Raw genomic sequence first — 23220 nt, forward strand, 5'->3', positions numbered from 1 at the left:
CTTCATGTCGAGCTTGTCGTCCGGAGACTCGAAGCGTCTGGTTTCAATTGCACTGGTCATGGTAATTGGCTCCTTCCTGTCTTGCCGTGTGGTCGCGGATGTGAGCCGTCCTTTCAGACGCGGACAATGTCGTCCTTCAGCGCATAGAGCATTGCTGCAATCTCTTTGCGCGTATCCTCGGCATGGCCCAACGATTTCATAGTTTCGAGGATATCGTCCATCGCCGCTATATATTCCGTCTCGTCGATGTTCATGCCGCGATGGGTCTCGTGCATGCTGCGCCCGTCGTATGCGCCCGGCCCGTTCGAGAGCTCCTCGAACAAAGTGCAGTAATGTTGCTTGATCTTTTCCACCCGGTCCGGCTGATCGAGATAGGGTGTAAAGCGCGGCTTGATGGCGGGATTGTCCAAATGCGCGTCGACCATGCCGTCGACAATTCGCCTGATGCCGGTGGATCCGCCCAACCGTTCGTAGAGGGATACTGTGCTCAGTTGCTCTGCCGCAGATGTGGTCATTGGTCTCTCCTTTCAGGATGCAGGTTATTCCGGCCCGCCAGCCATCGCGTCGATCGGATCGACGAAAGCGATGAAAAGGGTGCAGGGGTCGGACGACAGGCAGATGGCGCCATGCGGCTTCTTTGCTGGCCCATAGGCATAGGTCCCCGGGCTCAGAACCACCCGGTCCTGGCCGTCATATGTCACCCCCATCTCGCCGGTGACCAACACCATGCGCTCGGGCGAGTTGTGCCAGTGCCGCGCGATCTCGGCGCCACCGGGCACGCGATAGAAGATGTCCGGGTTCGATTTCGCCGGATCGCCGTGCAGCACCGCGATTTGGCAGTCCTCGGGCATGAAGCCCGGACACGGACCCCATTCGAGCGCCGGATCGTCAGGCGTGCGAGTGATGGCCTGTTCCTGCGCCGAGACGGGCGTTGCGGACGCCTCGGCGACAAGCAGCCCAGAAAGAAGTGCGGGACAGGCGGAGCTGGTACGTTTCATCGTCATCTCCTGTGAATTGCATGTTGCAGCCGCCGCGCGGCCATCGAGCCGACATTACGAACCGAGCTTGAGCGCTCGATCTGTGCGCGAAGCTCAGCCGTCTTGCCGCTGCACCGCCTTGACGTCGGCCGCGGTCATCGGTCTGCCGCCGATGCCCCAGGCACCGCTGGCGAGTTCCTGCACGCGGACCCAGGTCACGCCGCGCATGGTTTCGCCTTCGATCCTGACCATCGTGTCGGTAACATCTTCGATCATCTGCCGTTTCTGGTCGTCGTCGAAGACTCCTTCGATCAGTTGGATATCTACGAGCGGCATATCCGTGTCCTCCGGTTTCGCTGTGCCTCGGTTGCCATCGAACCGCGTCCGATGTCCGGGAAGGCTCGCAACGTCGAGGGGCGGACCGCTAGTTCACGGACTGAATCCCGCACGATACAGTTTCTGAACTGGCCGGATGAGGACCGTTTCTGGCAATATGGCGGCGTCTGGAGAAAAGGAGGCCGCGATGACGAATGCGAGCTACAAACAGTTTTGTCCCGTCGCCATGGCGGCGGAAACCCTGTGCACGCGCTGGACCGTGGTTCTGCTGCGCGAGTTGGTCGCCGGCTCCACTCGCTTCAACGAGATCAGACGCGGCGTGCCGCGCATGTCGCCGGCGCTGTTGTCGAAACGCCTGCAGGAATTGGAGGCGGCCGGCATCGTGACGCGTGAACCACTGGCGGAGACGCCGGAGATCAACGAATACCGGTTGACTGAGGCAGGACTTGACCTTCGGCCGGTGATCGAGGCCATCGGGATCTGGGGACAGAAATGGGTTGAGACCGAACCATCGCTGGAAAACCTCGATCCGGAAGTGCTGATGTGGGACATGCGGCGAAATCTCGATACGGATCCGGTGCCGGACGGGCGGCGTGTGATCGAGTTCATCTACCCGGAACTACCGGCCTCGCGGCGCAATTGGTGGCTCATCGTCGAGCCCGACCGCGCTGTGGATCTGTGCCATATCGATCCGGGCTTCGACGTCGATCTCTACGTCTCTGTCGACCTGCGCACCATGACCGAAATCTGGATGGGTCTGAAGTCTGTCGCGACGGCGGACAAGGACGGGAAACTCACCATGGTCGGGCACAGACGCCTCGCGGGCGCCATGCAGGCATGGCTGGGGCTCAGCCCGTTCGCGCAGCAGAAAAAGCTGGCGGCCTGAACGCCACGAGGGGTCGGAAAACAGAGTAGAAGAAAAGCGCACATTGCCGACATCAATAGCCCGCGCAGCGAACTCACGTTTCGTCCCGGACCACTGATCTTGCCCCTAGCGCATGCTGCACGAGGTCACGGATGACCGGTTCACAGAAGCCGCACCGCAACGTCGACCATTCCGGTGTAGGTTGGTTCTGGGCCGCGCGCGCTATTTTGGCTGGACCAAGTGTTCCGGCTTGCAAGTTGACTGGTCGCGGCACCCGGACCCTCAATCGGGATGAATGTCCCGCGGCGCGCAACCGGCGTCGAGCACGACGGCCATCCAGTTCACTTCCGCAGATAGCCCTTGAGCCGCGAGCCACGCCTCTTGCAACTGGTATGCCGACAGCTCCTGTGCGGCCGGGCAATACCAGTGATGCGGCGCCTGCCGATGGTGCGTCAACTCGTGGAGCAGCACGCCGACATCGGATGCGTTCCGCGCGTTCCAGGGACGCACCAGCAGGATCTCCGATTGTTCCGGGTCGTAGAGCCCCTGAAGACGCCCCCGCTGAAAACTCGCCGTCGCGCCCTGCCGCGCCGCCGCCTGCCAATCGCTGACAAGTCGCACGCTGGGAGGCGTTGCCCGCCGTGGCCAGTCCGTCTGCGTATCGAGCCAGCCGTCGAGCGAGGCGACAAGCGCGGTCAAACTGTTCGCGGTTTGCCATTCTTCGGCCGCCACGGGCATCTGAGTCTCGGCTTGCGAGTGCGTCGGGCACAAGGCGATGAGGGCCGTGGCAACGGCCACGGCGAAAGGGGAACGGATCATCGGACCCTCCGGTGCGTGATTTTGAGATCTGGTAGCGCGATGTTACTCTTGTCTCGTTACGGCACCGAACGATCGCTTTTCAGTCTCGCGTGATTTCAGTTCAGGCAGAAAGATGGGACGCAAACTTCCGCCCTTCGCCGCCGTCCGCGCCTTCGAGGCCACCGCGCGGCACATGTCGGTCAAGGCCGCCGCAGAGGAGCTCTGCCTGACGCCCTCGGCCATCAGCCATCAGATCAAGGCACTGGAGGGCTTTCTCGACACGCAGCTTTTCGAGCGTGCGGGCAATCGGCTCGCACTGACCCTCACGGGCGAGACCTATGCCGGGAAGCTCACCAACCTGCTCGACACGTTCCTCGAAGAGACCGACGCCGTGCGCGAGGCGCCGCGACCCCTGCGCGTCCTCTCGACGCCGGGTTTTGCGGCGCGCTGGCTGGTGCCGCGCCTGCCGCGGCTCAGCTTTGCCCGCGACATCCGGCTGCGGGTGTCGAACGGCGCGCCGTCGCTGGACTTCGCGACCAACGACGCGGACGTCGTGATCCAGTGGTCCGACCGCCCGACGCCCGGCTTGCGCGTCGAGCCTCTCATGGCCTCGGCAAGGTATCCGGTGATCTCCCCGACATTGTGCGAGCGCGAGAACGTGCGGCATCCGGAGGATCTCCTGCGCCTCACGCTCTTCTACGACGAGACGGACGATGCCTGGCCCGAATGGTTCGCCGAGGCGGGCCTTGCTGGGGTCGAGTTGCCGCCGGGTCCCACCTATCCCAATTGCGAGCTGTCGACGACCATGGTCGAGCAGCACCAGGGCGTATCGCTGGCCTACGACGCCGTGGTCCGCGGCACGATCACATCGGGCCGCCTCAAGCGGCTTTTCGACGTGACAACGTTGCCGATGTCGATCTACGCGATCGCCACCCCCGAGGCCCGTGCGGACGATGAGCGGATCGCAGCATTTCGTTACTGGCTGCGCGCCGAAGCCGAGGCCGAAGGCGTCGTACCGGAACTTCTTCCCGAAGCCGCGGAGTAATTGCTCCGGAACCACTCCGCCAATTGACGCGGCGTCCCCGATCGAGCGGTTGCTGTGAACGTCGCAACGGACCGCATTGCTTCCAAACGCTCCGGCGGGCTTGAGGCCACTCGTTTCTTGGGAACGCGCGCTTTCCAGTTTGCGAAGGTCTTGCAGCCAGGACCGGCGGCGCCTGCGACAGGGTTATCGCGTACACGTCGGCCGTTGGACAAGATGGTGCCCGGGGGCGGAATCGAACCACCGACACGAGGATTTTCAATCCACTGCTCTACCCCTGAGCTACCCGGGCACCGGGGAACGGAGGCCTAGCTCCGTTCGGGTGGAGCGGGGATAGCCGAGGCCTCGGGGAGTGTCCAGAGGGGCGTGCGAGAAAATCCGCCACCTTCGCGAAGGTCTTTCCGAGGCGGGCCGGAGCGGCTAGATCGGCGTGCATGCCTCTTGCCGTGACCGACCTCGAACAGATCCTCGACCATGGGTTCGACACCCTCATCGACGTCCGCTCACCGGCGGAATTCGCGGAAGATCACGTCCCCGGCGCGATCAGCCTGCCGGTCCTCGACAACGAGGAGCGCGCCCGCGTCGGCACGATCTACAAGCAGCAATCGCCGTTCCTTGCGCGCAAGATCGGGGCCGCGCTGGTCTTCCGCAATGCCGCGGCGCATATCGAGGGGCCGCTGGCGCTGCATGACGGCGGCTGGCGGCCGCTGGTCTATTGCTGGCGCGGCGGGCAGCGGTCCGGCGCGTTCCGCTGGATGCTGGGCGAGATCGGCTGGCGGGCGGAGTCTCTGGAAGGCGGCTACCGCAGCTATCGGCGGCTGGTGACGCAGGCGCTCTACGACACCGCCTTGCCGCACAGGCTGGTGCAACTTGGTGGGTATACCGGGACGGCGAAGACGGCGCTGCTGCGGCGGCTTGCGGCCCGCGGCGTGCAGGTGCTGGACCTCGAGGGGCTGGCGCGGCACCGCGGGTCGCTGCTCGGGGCGCGGCCGGGCGGGCAGCCGGCGCAGAAGGGGTTCGAGACGGCGCTGGTGCAGGCGCTGCACGGGCTCGATCCGGCGCGGCCGGTGGTGGTGGAGGCCGAAAGCTCCAAGATCGGCCGGCTCAACCTGCCGCCGATGCTGTGGGACGCGATGAAGGCGGCGCCCTGGATCGAGGTGCGTGCGCCGGTGGCGGCGCGGGCGGCCTACCTTGCGGAGGCTTACGACGATATCCTGTCGGATGCAGAGGCGCTGAAGGCCAAGCTGCAGCCGCTGCGGCGCTATCGCGGTCACGCGGTGGTCGACGGCTGGTTCGAGAAGATCGACGCCGGCGACCGGCGCGGCCTTTGCGCGGCGCTGGCCGAAGAGCACTACGATCCGGCCTACGAGACCTCGATGCGGGCGGTGGCGCCGGACGTGCGCGCGCAGGTGGACACCGCGCGGCTGGATGGCGCGTCGCTGGACGATGTGGCGGCGCGGATCGAGGCCGCGCTTCAGTCGATCAGGTCGAGCTGACCGGCGGGGCCGTCGGTCAGACGCCCGATCTCCGCCGCGTCCGCGTAGCCCGCCGCGTGCAGGCTGCGTATCAGTTCGGCGGCTGTATCCGGCGGAACGGCGGCGAGCAGTCCGCCGGCGGTCTGGGGGTCGAACAGAAGCGCGGTGTCCGGCGTCTCGGGCCAGTGCGGCGCGGCGGCGCGGTTCTGCGGATAGAGCGTGGAGCGCGTCCCGGCCTTGGCGAGCGCGCGGGCGCCGGGCAGGTGCGGAATGGCCTGCAAGTGGATCTCCGCGCCAGTGCCCGAGGCGGCGGCCAGGTTCGACAGATGCCCCGCGAGGCCGAAGCCGGTCACGTCGGTCATGGCGTGGGCGGAGCCGAGCAGGCGCGCGGCCGCCGCCTCCGACCGGGTCATCGCCGCGAGCACGGAGGCGACGACAGCGCCGGGCGCGTTCATCGCCATCTCGGCCGCGAGGATGGTGCCCGAGCCGAGCCCCTTGGTCAGGATGAGCGCGTCGCCGGGGCGCCCGCCGGCCAGCGTGATCGGATCGGCGGGGCAGAGGCCGGTGATCGAGAAGCCGATGGTCAGCTCGTCCCCGACGGAGCTGTGGCCGCCGACGATGTCGGCGCCGGCGGCCTGAAGGACCTCTTCGGCCGTCTGCAGAATCTCGTCGAGCGTGCGGGCGGAGAGCGTCTCGGATAGGCGCGGCAGCACGAGGTTCACGGTCGCCGCCTGCGGCTCCGCGCCCATGGCAAGGATGTCGCCGAGCGCATGGGTCGCGGCGATACGGGTCATCGTCACCGGGTCGTCGACGAGGCTGCGCAGATGATCGGTAGTCAGAACCGCGCGGGCGCCGCCGATGGTCAGGACGGCGGCGTCGTCCCCGGGCAGCGGCGTGACATCCCTCCGCTTCGGCGGGCCGAGGCGATCCAGCGCACCGGTCAGGACGCCGCGGCCGACCTTGGCGCCGCATCCGCCGCAGAGCGGTTTCGGCCCCATCGTCTCGATGACGCCGGCGGCGTGGACATGCGGCGGCTTCGGGGGCTCCATGCGGGGCAACTCGCGGAACTTCTCCATGAAGTTGCGGTCGATGCGGTCCTTCCAGGCCCAGACCCAGGGGCCGGAGACGACAAGGCCCCGGCGTTCGCCGAGCGCCGCGCGACTGCCGAGCGAGACGAGCTTGAGATAGTCGCGCTGGGGCAGGTAGCGGCGCAAACTGCCGTGCCCGGCGGCGGCACGCAGGTTGTGAAAGAGGTACGGTGCCTCGCGCACCGCGTAGACCCCGGCCTTGGGGCGCGGGGTTTCGCGCAGATGTGCGCAGTCCCCGGCGGCGAAAACCGACAGGTCGGAGGATTGCAGCCGCGCATCGACGCCGATGAAGCCGTCGACATGCGCCAGCCCCGACTGCGCGAGCCAGGGATGCGGGGTGGCGCCGGCGGCGCCGACGACGAATCCGGCGGCGATCTCGGAGCCGTCGGCGAGCGCCAGGCCCGCCTCGGTGATCCGTTCGATCAAGCTGGCCTCGTGCAGCGTGACGCCGCTGGCGCGCAGGGCGGTCATCAGCCGCCGCCGCGCGCCGCCGTGCATGGCGGCGAGGGCGCGACCGCGCTCCACCAGGTGGACGGCGCGGCCCGAGCCGCGCAGGCGGTGCGCCATGGCCATGGCAAGCTCCACCCCCGCGACGCCGGCGCCGAGGATCGCGGCGTCACCGGGGGCGCCGTCGGCCAGGAAGGCCTCCCACCGGGCGGCGAAGGGCCCGAGCGGCTTGGCCGGGACGGCGTGCTCGGCAAAGCCGGGCAGGTCCGGCAGGTCGGAGGTGACGCCGACGTCGAGCGAGGCGACATCGTAGCCGATCGGCGGGCGGCCCTCGACGGAGATCCGTTTTGCGACGGGATCGAGTGCGGTGGCCCGTCCCAGGACCAGCCGCGCGCCGGCAAAGCGCGCGAGGCGCACCAGGTCGATGTCGAGCGCCTCGCGCGGGTAATGGCCGGCGACATGGCCCGGAAGCATGCCCGAATAGGCGGCCGTGGGGCCTGGGTCGACCAGCGTCAGCCGCGCGCCGGGCAGGGGATCCATTCCCCACTTGCGCAGGACGAGCGCATGGGTGTGGCCGCCGCCCACAAGGACGACATCGCAGGTGAGGGGCAGGGGCGCGGCGTGCATCGTCTCTCCTCGGTCGGGGAGGGCATAGCACGGCAGGCCGGCTCCTCAAGCCCTCGCGGGCTTTCCTCGCGGGAACCCGCAGACGGTGTCAGATGGAGACTTGGGCGAGCAGCGTCTCGCGATCGATCTCTCCGGCCCGGCCCTGAAGCGACACCGCGCCGCGGGTGACGGCGACGAAGCGGTCGGCGAGGCCCCAGGTGAAATCGAAATACTGCTCCACCAGCACGATGGCCATCTCGCCCTCGTCGCGCAGCCGCGCGATCACCCGGCCGATATCCTGGATGATGTTGGGCTGGATCCCTTCGGTCGGCTCGTCGAGCAGAAGCACCCGCGGCCGGGTGATCAGCGCGCGCGCGATGGCGAGCTGCTGCTGCTGGCCGCCCGAGAGGTCGCCGCCGCGGCGACCGCGCATCTCCCTCAGGACGGGAAACAGCTCCCAGATATGATCGGGCACGCCGTGGGTGCCGCGGGGCAGGCAGGCGAAGCCGGTCTCGAGGTTCTCCTGCACCGTCATCAGCGGAAAGACCTCGCGCCCCTGCGGCACGTAGGCGATGCCGGCGCGCGCGGCCTCCTTGGCCGAGAGATGGTCGAGCGTCTTTCCGTCGAGTTCGATCGTCCCGCCGGAATAGGGGTGGCGCCCGGCGATGGCCTTCAGAAGCGAGGTCTTGCCGACGCCGTTGGTGCCCATGACGGCGGTGACGCGGCCGGCCTCGGCCAGAAGGTCGATACCGTGGAGGATCTGGCTCTGCCGGTAATGGAGGGTAAGGCCTTTGACTGTCAGCATGTTCTAGCGCCCCAGATAGACATCGATGACCTGCTGGTTGGAGGTGACGTGATCGAGGCTGCCCTCGGCGAGCACCGAGCCCTCGTGCAGCACCGTCACCTTGCAGTCGAGACGGCGCACGAACTCCATGTCGTGCTCGACCACCACCACCGCGTGCCGCCGCGCAAGACGTTTCAGAAGGTCCGTGGTGTGTTCGCGCTCTGCCGGGGTCATGCCGGCGGCGGGTTCGTCCACCAGGAGAAGGCGCGGCGCCTGCGCCAGCAGCATGCCGATCTCCAGCCATTGCTTCTGGCCGTGGCTGAGCTCTCCGGCGGTGCGGGGCAGGTGATCGGCAAGGCCGATCTCGCGCGCGATCTCCTCGATCCGGCGAGCGCCGTCCTCGGTCTTGCGGTAGAGCAGCACGTCGAAGGGGCCGCGCGGGTTCTTCAGCGCCATGGCGAGGTTCTCGCGCACGCTCTGCGCCTCGAAGACGGTGGGTTTCTGGAACTTGCGGCCGATGCCCTCGCGGGCGATGCGGCTTTCGGAGAGCTTGAGGAGGTTCACGCTCTTCTCGCCCCAGAGGACGTGGCCCTCGTCCGGGCGGGTCTTTCCCGTGACGATGTCCATGAAGGTGGTCTTGCCGGCGCCGTTCGGGCCGATGACGGCGCGCAGTTCGGGCTCGCCGATCTGGAACGACAGGTTGTTGATCGCCCGGAAGCCGTCGAAGGACACCGACACGCCGGAGAGCTCCAAGAGCGTCGATTTGCGGGTCGAGGCGGGCGCCTCGGGGGCGAGGACGACGTCGGTCATTCCGCGGCTTCCGTCTTGCGCAGGGCGCTTGTGTCGGGGCCGAGATCGCCGGTGCGGGCCGGGCGGCGGCGCTCCGCGATGAGGTCGACGAGACCGCCGATGCCCTTGGGCGCGTAGAGCGTCACCGCGACGAAGGACACGCCGAGCAACACCAGCCACCAGTCGGTCCACTGGATCTCGTAGAAGCCGAGGTCGATGTCCGGGGCGCCGCCGCCGGTGAACCACGACGACAGGAGCGAGACGAGCGCGGCGCCGATCGCCGCGCCGTAGAGCCGCCCGCGCCCGCCGATCGCCACCCAGACGGCGAGGTAGATCGACGCGATGGGCGCGATCTCGGCCGGGTTGATGATGCCGGCCTGCGGGTAATAGAGCGCGCCGGCGAGGCCGGAGACGATGGCCGTCAGGGTGAAGACGAAGAGCTTGAAGCTTTCCACGTGGTAGCCGAGGAAGCGCACCCGTGCCTCGTTGTCGCGGATCCCGCGCACCACGGAGCCCATCTTGCCCGACACCGCCCAGGCGAAGGCGAGGTAGCCGGCGGCGAGCGCGAGCGCCGAGGCCCAGAAGAAGGCGATGGAGACGACGCTTTGCGGCACGGCGCCGAGGCCGGGCAGGTTCTGCAGGCCCGAGAGCCCGTTGTTGCCGCGTAGCCCGCTGTCGTTCTGGAAGAGGTAGAGCGACAGCGCCAGCGTCATCGCCTGCGTGAGGATCGAGAGGTAGACGCCGGTCACGCGGCTGCGGAAGGCCAGCCAGCCGAAGACGAGAGCGAGAAGGCCCGGCACCAGCACCACCATCGCCATCTGCAAAACGAAACTGTCCGCGAAGGCCCAGATCGCGGGGAAGTCCGAGGCGCCGACGACGCCGAAGATCTGGGAGGCGATGGCGTCCTCGACCTCTTGCGGGGTCGGCGGAATCGGGGCGTTCGCGAGGCTCTCGGCGACGATGAGCTCGGTCCGGGCGTACATCAGCCACATGCCGATGGCGTAGCCGCCGAGCCCGAAGAAGGCCATGTGGCCGAGCGACAGGATCCCGCAATAGCCCCAGACCACGTCCATGGCGATGGCGACGAGGCAGAGGCAGAGCGTCCTGCCCAGCGTCTTGACGAAGGAGGTCGAGAGCGCGCCGGTGCCGGTCGCCTCGGCGAGGAACGTCACGCCGAGGCAGAAGGCGGCGAGGATGCCGAGGAACCAGGGGATCGAGGGGTTGGAGCGGACGAGCTCTCTCATGCTTGGGCTCCGTGCGCGGGGTTGCGGCGCGCGGGCGCGCGCCGCCGCGGGGCGGGCGCGGCTGCGCCGCGCCCGCGGGTCGTGGCGACCGGTGCGCGCCGGGGGCGGACCAGCGGCGCGTGGCGCGCTTGGGTGGGGGCGCTGCCCCCTACATCCCCCGGAGTATTTGTGGCCCAAAGAAGCCGGGAGGCGTGGAAGGAAGGATGGGGCATCGCGTCAGTCTCCCGCCGCGCGGCCCTTGAGGGCGACGATGCCCTTGGGGCGGACCTGGATGAAGAGGATGATGAAGAGGATCATGTAGGTCTGTGCGGCGAGGGTGTTGGAGGGGTTGAACCACTCGATCCCCTTCTGCAGCCCGCCGATCAGGGTGGCGCCGGCGAGCGTGCCCCAGACATTGCCGACGCCGCCAACGACCACGGTCATGAAGCTTTGCACGATGTAGGCGGAGCCCATCTCGGACGTGACCTGGGCGTAGAGGCCGATGGCGACGCCCGCGACGCCGGCGATGCCGGAGCCGAGCCCGAAGGTCATCATGTTGATGCGCCCCGGGTCGATGCCCATGGAGCCGGCCATGCCGGGGTTCTGCGTCACCGCGCGAACCTCGAGCCCGAGACGGGTGCGCTTGAGGATGAACAGCAGGAGCGCCAGGAAGATCAGCGCCAGCACGAAGATGGCGATGCGGATGTTGGCGATGCCGACCACGTCGTTCATCACCCAAGCGCCGTCGAGCCAGGAGGGCGCGGTCAGCGGACGCGCCTGGGTGCCGAAGATGTTCTTGGCCAGCTGCTGGAGCGCGATGGAAATGCCGAAGGTGGCCAGCAGCGTTTCCAGCGGGCGGTGGTAGAGGTGGCGGATCACCAGCCGTTCGAGCGCGACCCCCGCGGCAAAGGCGACGAGGAACGCGAGCGGCAGCGCGACGATCAGCGAGGCGGTGTAGTTCGGGATCACCTGCTGCACGACGTAGCCGGTATAGGCGCCCATCATGATGAACTCGCCATGCGCCATGTTGATCACCCCCATCACGCCGAAGGTGATGGCAAGGCCGATGGCGGCGAGGAAGTAGATCGAGGCGAGCGAGACCGCGTCGAGCCCCAGATCGAGCACCTGGTGACGGGCGACGCGGGCCTCGACCTCGGACAGGGCGGCGGAGGCGGCGTCGGTCACGGCCGGGTTCGGTTCGTCGTAGACCTCGTAGAAGACATGGGCCCGGGCCGCCTGCGCCTGCTCTTCGGGCGTGACGAGGGGCGGCACGGTGCCGGCCTCGGCGAGCGCGGCATAGGCGCGGGTGCGAGCCTCGGGATCCGAGAGCTCGGCCACCGGGACGCCGCCGACCGCGCCATCCTCGATATTCGCGGCGAGGGCGTCGCGGATGTCGGCATTGGTGACGAGGGGCGCGGCGAGGTCCGCGCCGACGAGGCGGGCATAGGCATCCGCCTCGGTCAGGTCGTCGCCGACCTCGAGTTCGCGGGCGATGTTGGCGTCGGCGGGGAGATCCGGTGCCACGCCGCTTTCGGCCGACAGGATCCGTGACAGCCCGGCGCGGGTTTCCAGATCGACGGCGCCTGACAGCCGTTCGATGGCGGCGACGCGCGTTTCGGTGTCGGCGCCGAAACGGGCGGTCATCAGATTGGCGAGCCGTTCCTTGCGGGCCTTGAGGGCGGGATCGGGTTCGCCCTCGATGGACTCGCGCAAAGGGCCGAGTTGGTCGGCCGTCGGGCGGCGGGAGATCGAATCGAGCGCATCGACGCGGGCCGCGCGGTCGGGGTCCGAAAGCTGGAACTCGACCAGCGCGCCGGAAATGACGCGGCGCACGCCGCCATTGGGGCGGATCTCTTCCATCGCCGCGGCGGGGGCGGTGCCAACAGGTTCGTCGCTGGCGATGTCTCGCAAGGCGAAGCTGCCGTCCTCCGTCTCGCCGTAATAGAAGCGGCCGTCCTCTTTGTTGAGGTAGACCTTTTTGTCGGCCCAGCGTTCGAGAAAGCGCGCGACGCCCGGCAGGTCGGAGGCGGCGAGATCGTCCATCAGCGCGCCGACGGAACGACGGCCGGGATCGGCGACCTCTTCGGCATGGGTCTGCAGCAGGTCCTGCAGGGCGCTGTCCTGGGCGTGGGCGGCGGGCGCGAGGCACAGCAAAAGCGCCGAGGCGGCGAGGATCAGGGCGCGCAACTTGGGCAGCATGGGGCAGCTTTCGAGCGTTGGAGAAGGGGCCGGGCGGGCGCGGCAGGAGACGACCGCGCCCGTCCTTCACATGCGTCCGATCAGTAGTTGGACTCGATCTGGACGCAGGTCTCGGTCTCGGTGTTGTACATGCCGCAGCCGAGTTCCTGCCAATCGGACTTCAGCACCGCGCTGTCGGGCAGGTAATCGGTCCAGGCATCGCCGGGGACCTCTTCGGTCTGGCTGATGATGTCGAACTGGCCGTCGTCGCGGATCTCGCCGATCAGGACCGGCTTGGAGAGGTGATGGTTGGCGTTCATCACCGCGGTCCCCCCGGTCAGGTTCGGGACCTCCTGGCCGTACATCGCGTCGCGCACGGCATCGACATCGGTGGTGCCGGCTTCCTCGACCGCGTTCACCCACATGTTGAAGCCGATGTAATGGGCCTCCATCGGGTCGTTGGTCACGCGGTCTTCGCTTCCGATGAACTCGTGCCAGGCGGAGATGAATTCCTCGTTCTCCGGCGTGTCGGCCGACATGAAGTAGTTCCAGGCCGCGAGGTGCCCGACGAGGTTGGAGGTGTCGAAGCCCGAAAGCTCCTCCTCGCCGACCGAGAAGGCGACAACGGGGATGTCGGCGGCGTCGATGCCCTGGGCGCCGAGCTCCTTGTAGAAGCCGACATTGGCGTCGCCGTTGATCGTGGAGATCACGCCCACGAAGCTGCCGTCGGCGGCCAGTTCCTGCACGTCCGAGACGATCGTCGACCAGTCGGAATGGCCGAAGGGCGTGTAGTTGACGAAGATGTCCTCGGACGGGATGCCGGCATCCTGCAGGTAGCTCTCGAGGATGTTGTTGGTGGTGCGCGGGTAGACATAGTCGGTGCCGAGAAGCGCGAATTTCTCGATGCCGAGCTCTTCGAGGAAGTAGTCGACTGCCGGGATCGCCTGCTGGTTCGGCGCGGCGCCGGTGTAGAACACGTTCTTGGAGCTTTCCTCGCCCTCGTACTGGACGGGGTAGAACATCAGGCCGTTGAGCTCTTCGAGCACCGGCAGCACCGACTTGCGGCTGACCGAGGTCCAGGAGCCGAAGATCACGTCGACCTCGTTCACGGTCAGAAGCTCGCGCGCCTTCTCGGCGAAGAGCGGCCAGTCGGAGGCCGGGTCGACCACGACCGCCTCCAGGTCGCAGCCGAGCAGGCCGCCGGCCTCGTTCTGCTGCTCCACGAGCATCAGCATGGTGTCCTTCAGCGTCGTCTCGGAAATCGCCATCGTGCCCGAGAGCGAGTGCAGCACGCCGACCTTGATCGGGCAGGACGCGTCCTGCGCGAGGGCGGGCGCGGCGCCGGCGATCAGCGCGGCAGCAGCGGCGGTGAGCGTGAGTTTCGAGTGCATGTTTCAACTTCCCCGTGGGCAGCGGCGCGCAACTGGGCGGGCGGGGCAGGCCGCAGGCCTGCTTCCCGCCGATGGACGGCGCGGCGCGTTTTGTCGTTTTTCCCCGCGCGGGGCGAGGCGGGCGCATCTGGCCCGATCACCTCGCGCGGGGGTTCCCCGTGCCGGACTTGGCACATCCATGGGGTAAACGCGGTGGGCGTAGCTCACACCCAAAATGCCGCCGTCGCCAGCGTTCGCGCGCATTTATGAACAATTTTTAGGCGACTTTTTGGCCATTTTGCTCAAAGGTTGGACGACTCGGCGCCTCCCGGCCTGGGTCAGGTCGACGGTCAGGTCGGGACATGGCCAAGCCTTGAGCGTTCTGCCTTGTCTGACGCCGCAGGCAGGTGTTTCCTGATCCACAAACGTTGCGGAGCTGGCGCAGCCGGTGCTTACCTGTCGCCGAAGGGGCAATTGAATGACGCGACAAGAACAGACCTTTTTCAATGAGATGCTGACCGGCTCTGACGTGCGGGCGGCCTACGAGAGCCTGCAGCGCTGGCAGGCGGACATGCCGAGCGAGCTGCGCACGCTCAAGCAGCACGAGGCCGAGGAGCTCTTCCGGCGGGTGGGGATCACCTTCGCCGTGTACGGCGAGGGCGGCGATCCCGAGCGGCTGATTCCGTTCGACATGTTCCCGCGGGTCTTCACTGCGGACGAGTGGCGCAAGCTCGACCGGGGGATCCGTCAGCGTGCGGCGGCGCTCAACGCCTTCATCGCCGACGTCTACGACCGGCGCGAGATCATCAAGGCCGGGCGCATCCCCGAGCACCTCGTTACCCGCAACGAGGCGTTCGAGAAAGCGGTGGTCGGCATGCGCCCGCCGCGCAATGTCTGGTCCCACATCGTCGGCATCGACCTCGTGCGCACGGGCCGCGACCAGTTCTACGTGCTGGAGGACAATTGCCGCACGCCCTCGGGCGTGTCGTACATGCTGCAGAACCGCGAGATCATGATGCGCATGTTCCCGCAGCTTTTCCACGAGAACCGCATTGCACCGGTGGACGGCTACGCCTCGGCGCTCAAGCGGACGCTCGCCTCGGTCGCGCCGCAGAAATGCGACGGCGAGCCGAATGTGGTGATCCTGACGCCGGGCCAGTTCAATTCGGCCTATTACGAGCATTCCTTCCTCGCCGACCTGATGGGGGTCGATCTCGTGGAGGGGCAGGACCTGTTCGTGGAAGGCGATTTCGTCTGGATGAAGACCACCGAGGGCCCGCGCAAGGTGGACGTGATCTACCGACGCATCGACGATGCGTTCCTCGACCCCTTGTGCTTCCGCCCCGATTCCATGCTGGGCGTGCCGGGCTTGATGAACGTCTACCGCTCGGGCGGGGTGGCGATCTGCTCGGCCCCCGGCGCGGGCGTGGCGGACGACAAGGCGGTCTATACCTTCGTGCCCGAGATGGTGCGCTTCTATCTCGGCGAGGCGCCGATCCTGGAGAACGTGCCGACCTGGCAATGCGCCAAGGCCGACGATTGCAAATACGTGCAGGAGAACCTCTCCGAGCTGGTGGTCAAGGAGGTGCACGGATCGGGCGGCTACGGCATGCTCGTCGGGCCCAAGGCGGACAAGGCCCAGATCGAGGCGTTCCGCGCCAAGATCGCCGAGCGGCCCGAGAACTACATTGCCCAGCCGACGCTGGCGCTGTCGACGGTGCCCACCTTCGTGGACGAGGGCGTGGCGCCGCGGCACGTGGACCTGCGCCCCTACTGCCTTGTCGGCGAGAAGATCGAACTTGTCCCCGGCGGGCTCACCCGCGTCGCGCTGAAGGAGGGATCGCTCGTCGTGAACTCCAGCCAGGGCGGCGGGGTCAAGGACACCTGGGTTCTGGCGGAGTGATCAAGACATGCTGAGCCGGACGGCCTCTCACCTTTACTGGATGGCGCGCTATATCGAGCGCGCGGAAACCACCGCGCGGCTGATGCAGGTCGGCGCGCGCAACGCGCTCATGCCCGATATCGGCGGCGGTTATCGCAACGACTGGGAAGCGATCCTTCAGGCGTCGGGGACGCTCGAGGTGTTTCGCGACAAGTACGGCGAGACGCGCCAGCGCAACCTCGAAACCTTCCTGTTCTTCGATCAGGACAACCCCGCCTCGGTCATGTCCTGCATGGCCCAGGCGCGCGAGAATGCGCGGGTGGTGCGCACCGGCCTGACCTCGCAGACCTGGGACGCGATGAATTCGTCGTTCCAGGATCTCAAGCGCATGCACCGGACCGAACGCTCCAAGCTGTCACTGCAGGATCTGGCGGAGTGGACGTCGAACGCCTGCGCGCTCATCCGCGGGTCGATCGCCTCCACGCAGCTGCGCAACGACGGCTATCACTTCATGGGCCTCGGCTTCACGCTTGAACGGGCGGACAACACCGCTCGGCTTCTCGACGTGAAGTACTACGTGCTGCTGCCGTCGCTGACCTATATCGGCTCGGGTCTCGACCAGACGCAATGGGTCACGCTCCTGCGGTCGATGTCGGCGCACCGCGCCTTCCACTGGACCTACAAGGGAGAGATCACGGCCTCGCGCATCGCGCATTTCCTGATCCTCAACAGCCAGTTTCCCCGGTCGCTTCTGACCGCGGTGCAGGGGACGTGCGAGCATCTCGATCACCTTGCGCGCGGCTACCGCCAGACCAGCCGGGCGCAGTCGGCGGCGCGCGCGCTTTACGGCGAGCTGGCCGAGGCGCAGGTTGAGGATATCTTCGACGAGGGCCTGCACGAGTTCCTGGCGCGTTTCATGCGCCAGAACGCGGGCATCGCCGGGATCGTGCAGGACACCTACCTGATCGGAGAACCGGCATGAGGCTCAGCGTCCGCCACGTCACCCGCTACGTCTTCGAGGCGCCCGTGAAGCGGCTGATCCAGTCGCACAGGCTCTGGCCGTCGGAACATGGCGGCCAGCGCATCCTGTCCTGGCAGGTGGACACCGGCGCGGCGAACGCCGGCGCTGGCTTTCGCGACGGTGCCGGCGACTGGACCCAGACGGTCAGCATGAAGGGGCCGGTGACGGAATTCGCGATCACCGTCTCGGGCGTGGTGGAGACCGAGGATCTGTCCGGCGTGCTGCGCGGCTACCGCGAACAGGTGCCGGCTTCCGCGTATCTTACCAGCACGCGCGCCACCGCGCCGACGGTTGAACTGCGCACCCTCGCCGCCGATGCACTCGACGGCTTGGACGGCGCCAGCACGCTCGACCGGGCGCACGCGCTCGCCCGCGCGGTGCGCGACGCGATTGCCTATGCCGGCGGTCGTACCGAGCCCGCCACCACCGCCGCCGAGGCGCTCGAGGGCGGGCAGGGGGTGTGCCAGGATCAGACCCACGTGCTGATCGCGCTGGCCCATATTGCCGATATCCCCGCGCGCTACGTGACCGGCTATCTCTTCGCGACCGAGGACAGCGTCGGCGCCGAGGCGAGCCACGCCTGGGCCGAGCTCTTCGTCGGAGGTCTGGGCTGGGTCGGCTTCGACGCCGCCAACGGATGCTGCCCCGACGCACGTTACATCCGACTGGGTTCGGGCTTCGACGCCAGCGACGGTGCGCCGATCCGCGGCGTGGTCGAGGGCGCGGCGACCGAAACGCTCGAAGTGTCCGTCGCCGTCACGCAGGGGGGACAGCAGCAGGTGCAGCAGTAACCGGATCGTCACTGTCCGGCGCTATGCGGGGGTTCGGGAACGGGCGCGATTGCGTTTGCGGCCCGAACGTCCTAGCAAGCTGTGTCGGGGCGACAGCCCCAGCGGGGTGATACCATGACCTATTGCGTCGGCCTGCTTCTGAAGGCGGGCGTCGTGCTTCTGGCCGATACGCGCACGAATGCGGGGCTGGACAACATCGCGACCTTTCGCAAGCTCTTTACCTTCGAGGCGCCGGGGGAGCGTGTGGTCGCGATCATGACCGCGGGCAGCCTCTCGGTCACGCAGACGACGCTTGCGCGGCTCACCGATGCCGCCGAGGATCCCGACGCGGACGAACGCACGTCGATTCTCAAGGCGCCGACGATGCTGAAGGTGGCCGAACTGATCGGGGCTACCCTGGCGGATGTGCGCGCCGAGGTTTCCGAGAAATTGGACCGGATGAAGCAGTCGGCCTCCGCCACGATGATCGTCGCCGGCCAGCGCCGCGGCGGCCCGATGCGCCTGTTCCTGGTGTATCCCGAGGGCAATTTCATCGAGGCGACGGCGGACACACCCTACCTGCAAATCGGCGAGCACAAGTACGGCAAGCCGATTCTCGACAGGGTCATCACGCCCGATACCTCAATCGCGGAGGCGCAGAAGGCGGTGCTTCTGTCGATGGATTCGACCCTGCGCTCCAACCTGTCGGTCGGCATGCCGCTCGATTTGGCCGTGATCGAAGCCGGCACGCACGCGGTGACAAGCCAGCGCCGTATCGAGGCCGCCGACGAAGGCTTCGCGCGCATGAGCCGTGCCTGGTCCGACGCCCTGCGCGACGCCTTCCAGAAGATCGAAGCGGTCTGAACTCTGGCCACGCGCGCGACGATCTGTTCTCGACAGTAACCGGTCATGCGGGCGTTCTTATGCGGATTGTTCATCCTTGCGGACGGACGATGCTGCCGTTGAACGACGGATCAAGGCGATTGCAAAGACGCGGATGCGCAACAGCCGGAAAACTCTAGAACCCGGAGGTCCGAGGTTGGGGAGCAGTGCAGTAGTCCTCTGATGCGTCCCAAAAGCCAACGCAAGTGCTCTACATGCAGGGGGGTGGTGCAAGTGCTTGAAAGTAAATGGAGGCGAGTACCGGAATCGAACCGGTGTACACGGATTTGCAATCCGCTGCGTCACCACTCCGCCAACTCGCCAGAGTGACGCTTCTATTAGACGTCTGGCGGGGGCGGTGCAAGGGGGCAGCGCGTCTGTCTTACCAATCATGTGTGCGGCGGTGGCATCGCCGACGATCGAAAGAGGCGACTTCAAACAGCCCGGAACCGAAGCGGGTCGGGTGTCGTTGGAATGCGAAAGACTCATTCATTCCGGGGGACCACATGGCCAACGCGACCACCAGCACCACGACGCAATCCGGCGAGACCACTGGCAGCACCACGACGAAGGCCAGCGACACCGAGGCGCTGTCCGCACAGATGGATGTGCTGCGCAACGATCTCGCGGCGATCACCGACATGCTCGGCCAGATGGGCATGCGCCGCAAGGACGAGACCGTCGCCGCCGCGCGCGAGCGTGTGGAGCGCATGCGCAGCGACGGCGAGGCACGCTGGCAGCACGCCCAGGCCAAGGCTTACGAGACGCAGGACGAGTTGCTGGAATCGATCCGGCGCCAGCCCGGCACGGCCATCGGCATTGCCGTGGCTGCGGGCTTCCTCGCGGGGCTGATCACCAGCCGCAAATAAGTCAGATGGCCATTTTCGCCTATTATCAGGCCCTGCTGCGCCGAAAGGTGCGGGGGGCCATGTTTTCGCTCACCGGCGGGATCTTCCTGCTCATTGGGGTCGCGTTCCTGACCGCGGCGCTGTGGATTCTTCTGGTTGAATGGCGCAGCGCTCTGTTCGCGGCCACGGTGATCGGTTTGGTTTTCTGTGCCATCGGCTTCATCGCAATGGGAATCGGCGCCATCGTCGGTCGCCTGCGCGTGCGCCACGTGCCGCCGATGCATCGGGCGGCCGCAGGTGCGCCGCTTCTGCAGTTGCTCGAAGGCTTTCTGGTCGGCATCGACGCCGGCCGCAGGTCTCGAAGACCCCCGCGCGAGTGAGGACACCGCATGGACAATCTGACCACGGTCGCCGCGAGCGTCTCGTGAAATCGGCTCCGGATTCTCTCCGCGTGCCGCTTGTGATTCTTGCGGTCATCGCCACGGGGACGGTGCTGCGCATCGCAAGCGACATCGTCGCGCCGATGACGCTGGCCGTGGTGATCGGCATCATCGTCGCGCCGGTGATGGACGGGTTCCGGCGCGTCGGATTGCCCGAGGGCTTCTCGGCGACGCTTATCCTCGTGGTGACGGTCGCGGGCCTCGCCGCGCTGGGCTTCGCGCTGGAGCCGCTGTTCTGGCGCATCGTCGACGAGCTGCCGACCATCCGGCTGGAGTTGCGGGGGCTGGTATACCAGTTCCAGGGCGTGATCCAGGGCATCGGAGACGCGCAGGAAGAGATGCAACAGGCGCTGGGCGCCGCCCAGGAGGCCGCGGAATCGACGGCAGAGGAGGCGGATGGCGAAGGCGAGGGAGGCGGACCGAAGATCCCGTCGTTGTCGGACGCGATCTTCCTCGCGCCGATCGTGCTGGGGCAATTTCTCATCTTCGCCGGCACGCTCTACTTTTTCCTCGTCACCCGTCATCGGGTCTACGCGGCGCTGGCGCAACGGCTCAGCGATCTCGGCGAGTCGACCCGTCTGCTGTCGCGTTTCCATCGGGCCGAGTATCTCGTGTCGCGTTACTTCATCACGATCGCGTGCATCAACGCGGTGCTGGGGCTGGCGACAGCCGGCTATCTGACCGCGATCGGCCTGCCGCTGCCGCTGGTCTGGGGCGCGGCGGCGGCGATCCTGAATTTCGTGCTTTACGTGGGTCCGGCCTGTGTCGTGGCGGGGCTTCTGCTGAGCGGTCTCATCGCCTTCGACGGGCTGATGGTGCTGGCGCCGGCGGCGGGCTATCTGTGCCTCAACATGACGGAGGCGCAGTTCGTCACGCCGTCTCTCGTGGGCAAGCATGTGTCGCTGAACCCTCTGCTGGTATTTACCGCACTGTGTTTCGGTATCTGGTTCTGGGGGCCGATCGGCGGAATCGTGGCGATCCCCGTCATTGTCATCATCATGGCGTTGCTGGACGATCCCGCCAGCCGCGGGCGCGATCCGATGTCGAGCCGCGCCGACATCGCGGGGAGTTGATGCGTCGCAGCGTGACCTTCGAGCATACGCGCCCGGATAATCCACGCTGATCCGTTGCCGGCCCCGGCGCGCTGTGGCAGAACCGTCTGGACAGACACTGAACGGATGAGTTTAGTCCATGGCAGACGACGCCAAGCGCCGCAGAATGATGGTCGACACCCAGATCCGTCCGGCCGACGTGACCAAGTTCCCGATCATCGCCGCGATGCTCAAGGTTCCGCGAGAGGCGTTCCTGCCCAGCGACCGCGCGGCCGCCGCCTATATCAGCGAGAACGTCCCGCTGACGCAGGATCGCGTCCTGCTGGAGCCGCGGACCTTCGCAAAGATGCTCGACATGCTGTCGATCACCGGGGAGATGCTCGTGCTCGATATCGGCTGCGGCTATGGGTACTCGGCCGCCGTGATCGCGCAGATCGCGGAGGCCGTGGTCGCGGTGGAATCCGATGACAGTCTGGCCGACGAAGCGGAGACGCTGTTGAGCGAACATCACGCGGACAACGTGGTCCTGCATCGCGGCCCGCTGACCGACGGGGCGCCCGAACACGGCCCCTACGATGCGATTCTCGTCGAAGGCGCGGTCGAGGACGTGCCGGACACGCTGCTCGCTCAGCTCAAGGACGGCGGGCGCATCGCGTGCCTCTTCCAGGAGGGGCGTCTGGGTGTCGTCCGCATCGGTTACAAGCTGGACGGGCACGTGTCCTGGCGGTTCGGCTTCAACGCCGGGGCCCCCGTGTTGCCGGGGTTCGAGAAACACACCTCTTTCGCGCTCTGAAGTCCGGGCGCGCCGGGACGCGGGTTCGCGGTCCGACACAACAGGCAGGGATGAAGAGCATGGCCACGAACCGAGTGAAGCGGCTTGTCGCGTGCGGCTGCGTCGCGTTCGGCCTCGCCGCGGGCGCGGCGCAGGCGGACACGCTGGCCGACGCCATGGTCGGCGCCTACGAGACGAGCGGGCTGCTGGAGCAGAATCGCGCCGTTCTGCGCGCCGCCGACGAAGATGTCGCGCAGGCGCTGGCCGGGCTTCGGCCGGTGCTGAGCTGGACGGCGAACGCCACCCGCAATTTCGGCGAAGCGCGCTCGACCAATACCACCACGAACCCATTGACCGGCCAGTCCTCCACGCGGCAGGTGACCAGCCCTACGGTATCGAACTCGGCATCTGTGGGGTTGTCGCTCAGCCTCATGGTCTACGATTTCGGCCGCACCCGCATGGGTGTGGACCTGGCCAAGGAAAGCGTGCTCGCGGCCCGTCACAGCCTAGTCGGGGTCGAGCAGCGTGTGCTGCTGCGTGCGACGGAGGCGTTCTACGAGGTGCGCCGTGCCCAGCAGACAGTCGATCTTCGCGAGAGCAACCTGAGGCTGATCCAGCAGGAATTGCAGGCCGCCCGCGACCGTTTCGAGGTCGGCGAGGTGACCCGGACCGATGTCGCGCTGGCCGAGGCCCGGCTCGCCGAGGCACGCAGCCAGCTGGCGGCGGCGCGCGGCAACCTGACCATCGCGCAGGAGGAATACCTCGCCGCGGTGGGTCAGCGGCCCGGCCCGCTGCAGCCGCCCGCCTCCGAACCGGAGCTGCCCGCCACCGTGGAGGCGGCGACGCAGACCGCGCTCAGAATTCATCCCGACATCGTCGCGCAGCAGCACTCCGTGACCGTGGCCGAGTTGCAGATCGCCATCGCCGAAGCGGCGATGAAGCCACGCGTCAGCCTGTCCGGCAACCTCGGCTACCAGGCCGACATTGACAGCACCGATTACAGCCGCTCTGGCTCCGTGAGCCTGGGGGCCGAAGGGCCGATCTACCAGGGCGGGGAGCTCAGCTCGCTCGTTCGGCAGGCTATGGCGCAGCGCGACCAGCAGCGCGCCCTGCTTCTGCAGGCCACACGCCAGGTTCGTCAGGGCGTCGCCAACGCCTATATCCAGCTTGAGGTGGCCCGGTCGAGCATCACCTCGGGCAACGATCAGGTGCGTGCGGCACGCGTCGCCTTCGAAGGCATCCGCGAAGAGGCGACACTGGGCGCGCGCACGACCCTCGACGTGCTGAACGCCGAGCAGGACCTTCTGGACGCCCGGACGCTGCTGATCTCGGCGCAGGTGGACGAGTTCGTCGCGGCCTACAACGTGATCGCGGCGATGGGGCTGCTGACCGTCGATCAACTCGATCTGCCGGTCCAGCGTTACGACCCGTCGGTGTACTACAATCTGGTGAAGACCGGCCCGGCTCGCAGCCAGGAAGGCGAGAAACTCGACCGTGTCTTGCGGGCTTTGGGAAAACAATAGAATACGACCAGTCTGTTGTGCCGATTCAGCCTTCAGGATACCATTCGCGCCT

Annotated in this window: 22 protein-coding genes and 2 tRNA genes; 12 read left to right on the forward strand and 12 right to left on the reverse strand. The window is 67.1% G+C overall.

All coding sequences use genetic code 11. The annotated features are described in order from the left end of the window. Positions 1–113: 113 nt before the first annotated feature. The 3 genes from F3H57_RS17775 to F3H57_RS17785 form a co-directional block, all read right to left on the reverse strand. Positions 114–515: a group I truncated hemoglobin gene (locus F3H57_RS17775; RefSeq protein WP_149757536.1), complete on the reverse strand. Its 402-nt coding sequence runs from the start codon at positions 513–515 to the stop codon at positions 114–116. 24 nt (positions 516–539) lie between these two features. Further along, the gene (locus F3H57_RS17780; protein ID WP_223163125.1) at positions 540–998 is read right to left on the reverse strand and encodes a cupin domain-containing protein; all 459 of its coding nucleotides are present in this window, start codon (positions 996–998) and stop codon (positions 540–542) included. A gap of 93 nt (positions 999–1091) precedes the next feature. Then, positions 1092–1313 (reverse strand): tautomerase family protein, encoded by a 222-nt coding sequence (locus F3H57_RS17785; protein ID WP_149757540.1) that lies wholly within the window; start codon positions 1311–1313, stop codon positions 1092–1094. A 187-nt stretch (positions 1314–1500) separates the two neighbouring features. On the opposite strand from F3H57_RS17785, the gene F3H57_RS17790 reads away from it, so the two are divergent. Beyond that, positions 1501–2199 carry a winged helix-turn-helix transcriptional regulator gene (locus F3H57_RS17790; RefSeq protein WP_149757542.1) on the forward strand — a complete coding sequence of 233 codons (699 nt, stop codon included), beginning with the start codon at positions 1501–1503 and terminating at the stop codon, positions 2197–2199. 261 nt (positions 2200–2460) lie between these two features. Here the strand turns inward: F3H57_RS17790 and F3H57_RS17795 are convergent, their stop codons facing one another. Next, positions 2461–2997 carry a DUF6647 family protein gene (locus tag F3H57_RS17795; protein ID WP_149757544.1) on the reverse strand — a complete coding sequence of 179 codons (537 nt, stop codon included), beginning with the start codon at positions 2995–2997 and terminating at the stop codon, positions 2461–2463. Between the two features lie 112 nt (positions 2998–3109). Between F3H57_RS17795 and F3H57_RS17800 the strand changes: the two genes are divergently transcribed. Further along, positions 3110–4021 (forward strand): LysR substrate-binding domain-containing protein, encoded by a 912-nt coding sequence (locus F3H57_RS17800; protein WP_149757546.1) that lies wholly within the window; start codon positions 3110–3112, stop codon positions 4019–4021. Between the two features lie 214 nt (positions 4022–4235). Here the strand turns inward: F3H57_RS17800 and F3H57_RS17805 are convergent. Continuing rightward, positions 4236–4310, reverse strand: a tRNA-Phe gene (locus tag F3H57_RS17805). Between the two features lie 142 nt (positions 4311–4452). Here F3H57_RS17805 and mnmH point away from each other — a divergent pair. Beyond that, on the forward strand, positions 4453–5514 hold the full coding sequence (gene mnmH / locus F3H57_RS17810) for a tRNA 2-selenouridine(34) synthase MnmH (RefSeq protein WP_149757548.1): 1062 nt from the start codon (positions 4453–4455) through the stop codon (positions 5512–5514). Here the strand turns inward: mnmH and selD are convergent. From selD to urtA, 6 genes are all read right to left on the reverse strand, one after another. Next, positions 5493–7655 (reverse strand): selenide, water dikinase SelD, encoded by a 2163-nt coding sequence (selD, locus tag F3H57_RS17815; protein ID WP_149757550.1) that lies wholly within the window; start codon positions 7653–7655, stop codon positions 5493–5495. The genes mnmH and selD overlap by 22 nt on opposite strands. 88 nt (positions 7656–7743) lie before the next feature. Continuing rightward, positions 7744–8439: an urea ABC transporter ATP-binding subunit UrtE gene (gene urtE / locus F3H57_RS17820; protein ID WP_149757552.1), complete on the reverse strand. Its 696-nt coding sequence runs from the start codon at positions 8437–8439 to the stop codon at positions 7744–7746. 3 nt (positions 8440–8442) lie between these two features. Further along, positions 8443–9228, reverse strand: a complete 786-nt coding sequence (gene urtD, locus F3H57_RS17825; protein ID WP_149757554.1) for an urea ABC transporter ATP-binding protein UrtD — start codon at positions 9226–9228, stop codon at positions 8443–8445. Next, the gene (gene urtC / locus F3H57_RS17830; protein WP_149757556.1) at positions 9225–10451 is read right to left on the reverse strand and encodes an urea ABC transporter permease subunit UrtC; all 1227 of its coding nucleotides are present in this window, start codon (positions 10449–10451) and stop codon (positions 9225–9227) included. The genes urtD and urtC overlap by 4 nt, the downstream gene beginning before the upstream one ends. 216 nt (positions 10452–10667) lie before the next feature. Continuing rightward, positions 10668–12629, reverse strand: a complete 1962-nt coding sequence (gene urtB, locus F3H57_RS17835; protein WP_149757558.1) for an urea ABC transporter permease subunit UrtB — start codon at positions 12627–12629, stop codon at positions 10668–10670. Positions 12630–12709: 80 nt separating this feature from the next. Continuing rightward, a complete protein-coding gene (gene urtA / locus F3H57_RS17840; RefSeq protein WP_149757560.1) occupies positions 12710–13999 on the reverse strand; it encodes an urea ABC transporter substrate-binding protein in 1290 nt (429 codons plus the stop codon). A gap of 457 nt (positions 14000–14456) precedes the next feature. Between urtA and F3H57_RS17845 the strand changes: the two genes are divergently transcribed. The 4 genes from F3H57_RS17845 (at position 14457) to F3H57_RS17860 (ending at position 18515) form a co-directional block, all read left to right on the forward strand. Beyond that, the gene (locus F3H57_RS17845; RefSeq protein ID WP_149757562.1) at positions 14457–15881 is read left to right on the forward strand and encodes a circularly permuted type 2 ATP-grasp protein; all 1425 of its coding nucleotides are present in this window, start codon (positions 14457–14459) and stop codon (positions 15879–15881) included. Positions 15882–15888: 7 nt separating this feature from the next. Continuing rightward, the gene (locus tag F3H57_RS17850) at positions 15889–16842 is read left to right on the forward strand and encodes an alpha-E domain-containing protein (RefSeq protein ID WP_149757564.1); all 954 of its coding nucleotides are present in this window, start codon (positions 15889–15891) and stop codon (positions 16840–16842) included. Continuing rightward, positions 16839–17672, forward strand: a complete 834-nt coding sequence (locus F3H57_RS17855; RefSeq protein ID WP_149757566.1) for a transglutaminase family protein — start codon at positions 16839–16841, stop codon at positions 17670–17672. The genes F3H57_RS17850 and F3H57_RS17855 overlap by 4 nt, the downstream gene beginning before the upstream one ends. A 114-nt stretch (positions 17673–17786) precedes the next feature. After that, positions 17787–18515, forward strand: coding sequence for a peptidase (locus tag F3H57_RS17860; protein ID WP_149757568.1), 729 nt, complete (start codon positions 17787–17789; stop codon positions 18513–18515). Positions 18516–18782: 267 nt separating this feature from the next. Here the strand turns inward: F3H57_RS17860 and F3H57_RS17865 are convergent. Continuing rightward, positions 18783–18856, reverse strand: a tRNA-Cys gene (locus F3H57_RS17865). Positions 18857–19039: 183 nt separating this feature from the next. On the opposite strand from F3H57_RS17865, the gene F3H57_RS17870 reads away from it, so the two are divergent. The 5 genes from F3H57_RS17870 (at position 19040) to F3H57_RS17885 (ending at position 23168) form a co-directional block, all read left to right on the forward strand. Then, the gene (locus F3H57_RS17870) at positions 19040–19402 is read left to right on the forward strand and encodes a DUF883 family protein (RefSeq protein ID WP_149757570.1); all 363 of its coding nucleotides are present in this window, start codon (positions 19040–19042) and stop codon (positions 19400–19402) included. Positions 19403–19407: 5 nt separating this feature from the next. Next, positions 19408–19761, forward strand: coding sequence for a phage holin family protein (locus F3H57_RS22615; protein WP_223163126.1), 354 nt, complete (start codon positions 19408–19410; stop codon positions 19759–19761). Between the two features lie 71 nt (positions 19762–19832). Next, the gene (locus F3H57_RS17875; protein WP_223163127.1) at positions 19833–20894 is read left to right on the forward strand and encodes an AI-2E family transporter; all 1062 of its coding nucleotides are present in this window, start codon (positions 19833–19835) and stop codon (positions 20892–20894) included. A 118-nt stretch (positions 20895–21012) separates the two neighbouring features. After that, complete coding sequence (locus tag F3H57_RS17880; RefSeq protein ID WP_149757574.1) at positions 21013–21666, forward strand: protein-L-isoaspartate O-methyltransferase family protein; 654 nt, start codon at positions 21013–21015, stop codon at positions 21664–21666. A 59-nt stretch (positions 21667–21725) separates the two neighbouring features. Continuing rightward, on the forward strand, positions 21726–23168 hold the full coding sequence (locus F3H57_RS17885; protein WP_149757576.1) for a TolC family outer membrane protein: 1443 nt from the start codon (positions 21726–21728) through the stop codon (positions 23166–23168). Positions 23169–23220 lie beyond the last annotated feature (52 nt).

Origin of the sequence: Roseivivax sediminis (genome assembly GCF_900112685.1) — a bacterium.
Classification (GTDB): Bacteria; Pseudomonadota; Alphaproteobacteria; order Rhodobacterales; family Rhodobacteraceae; genus Roseivivax; species Roseivivax sediminis.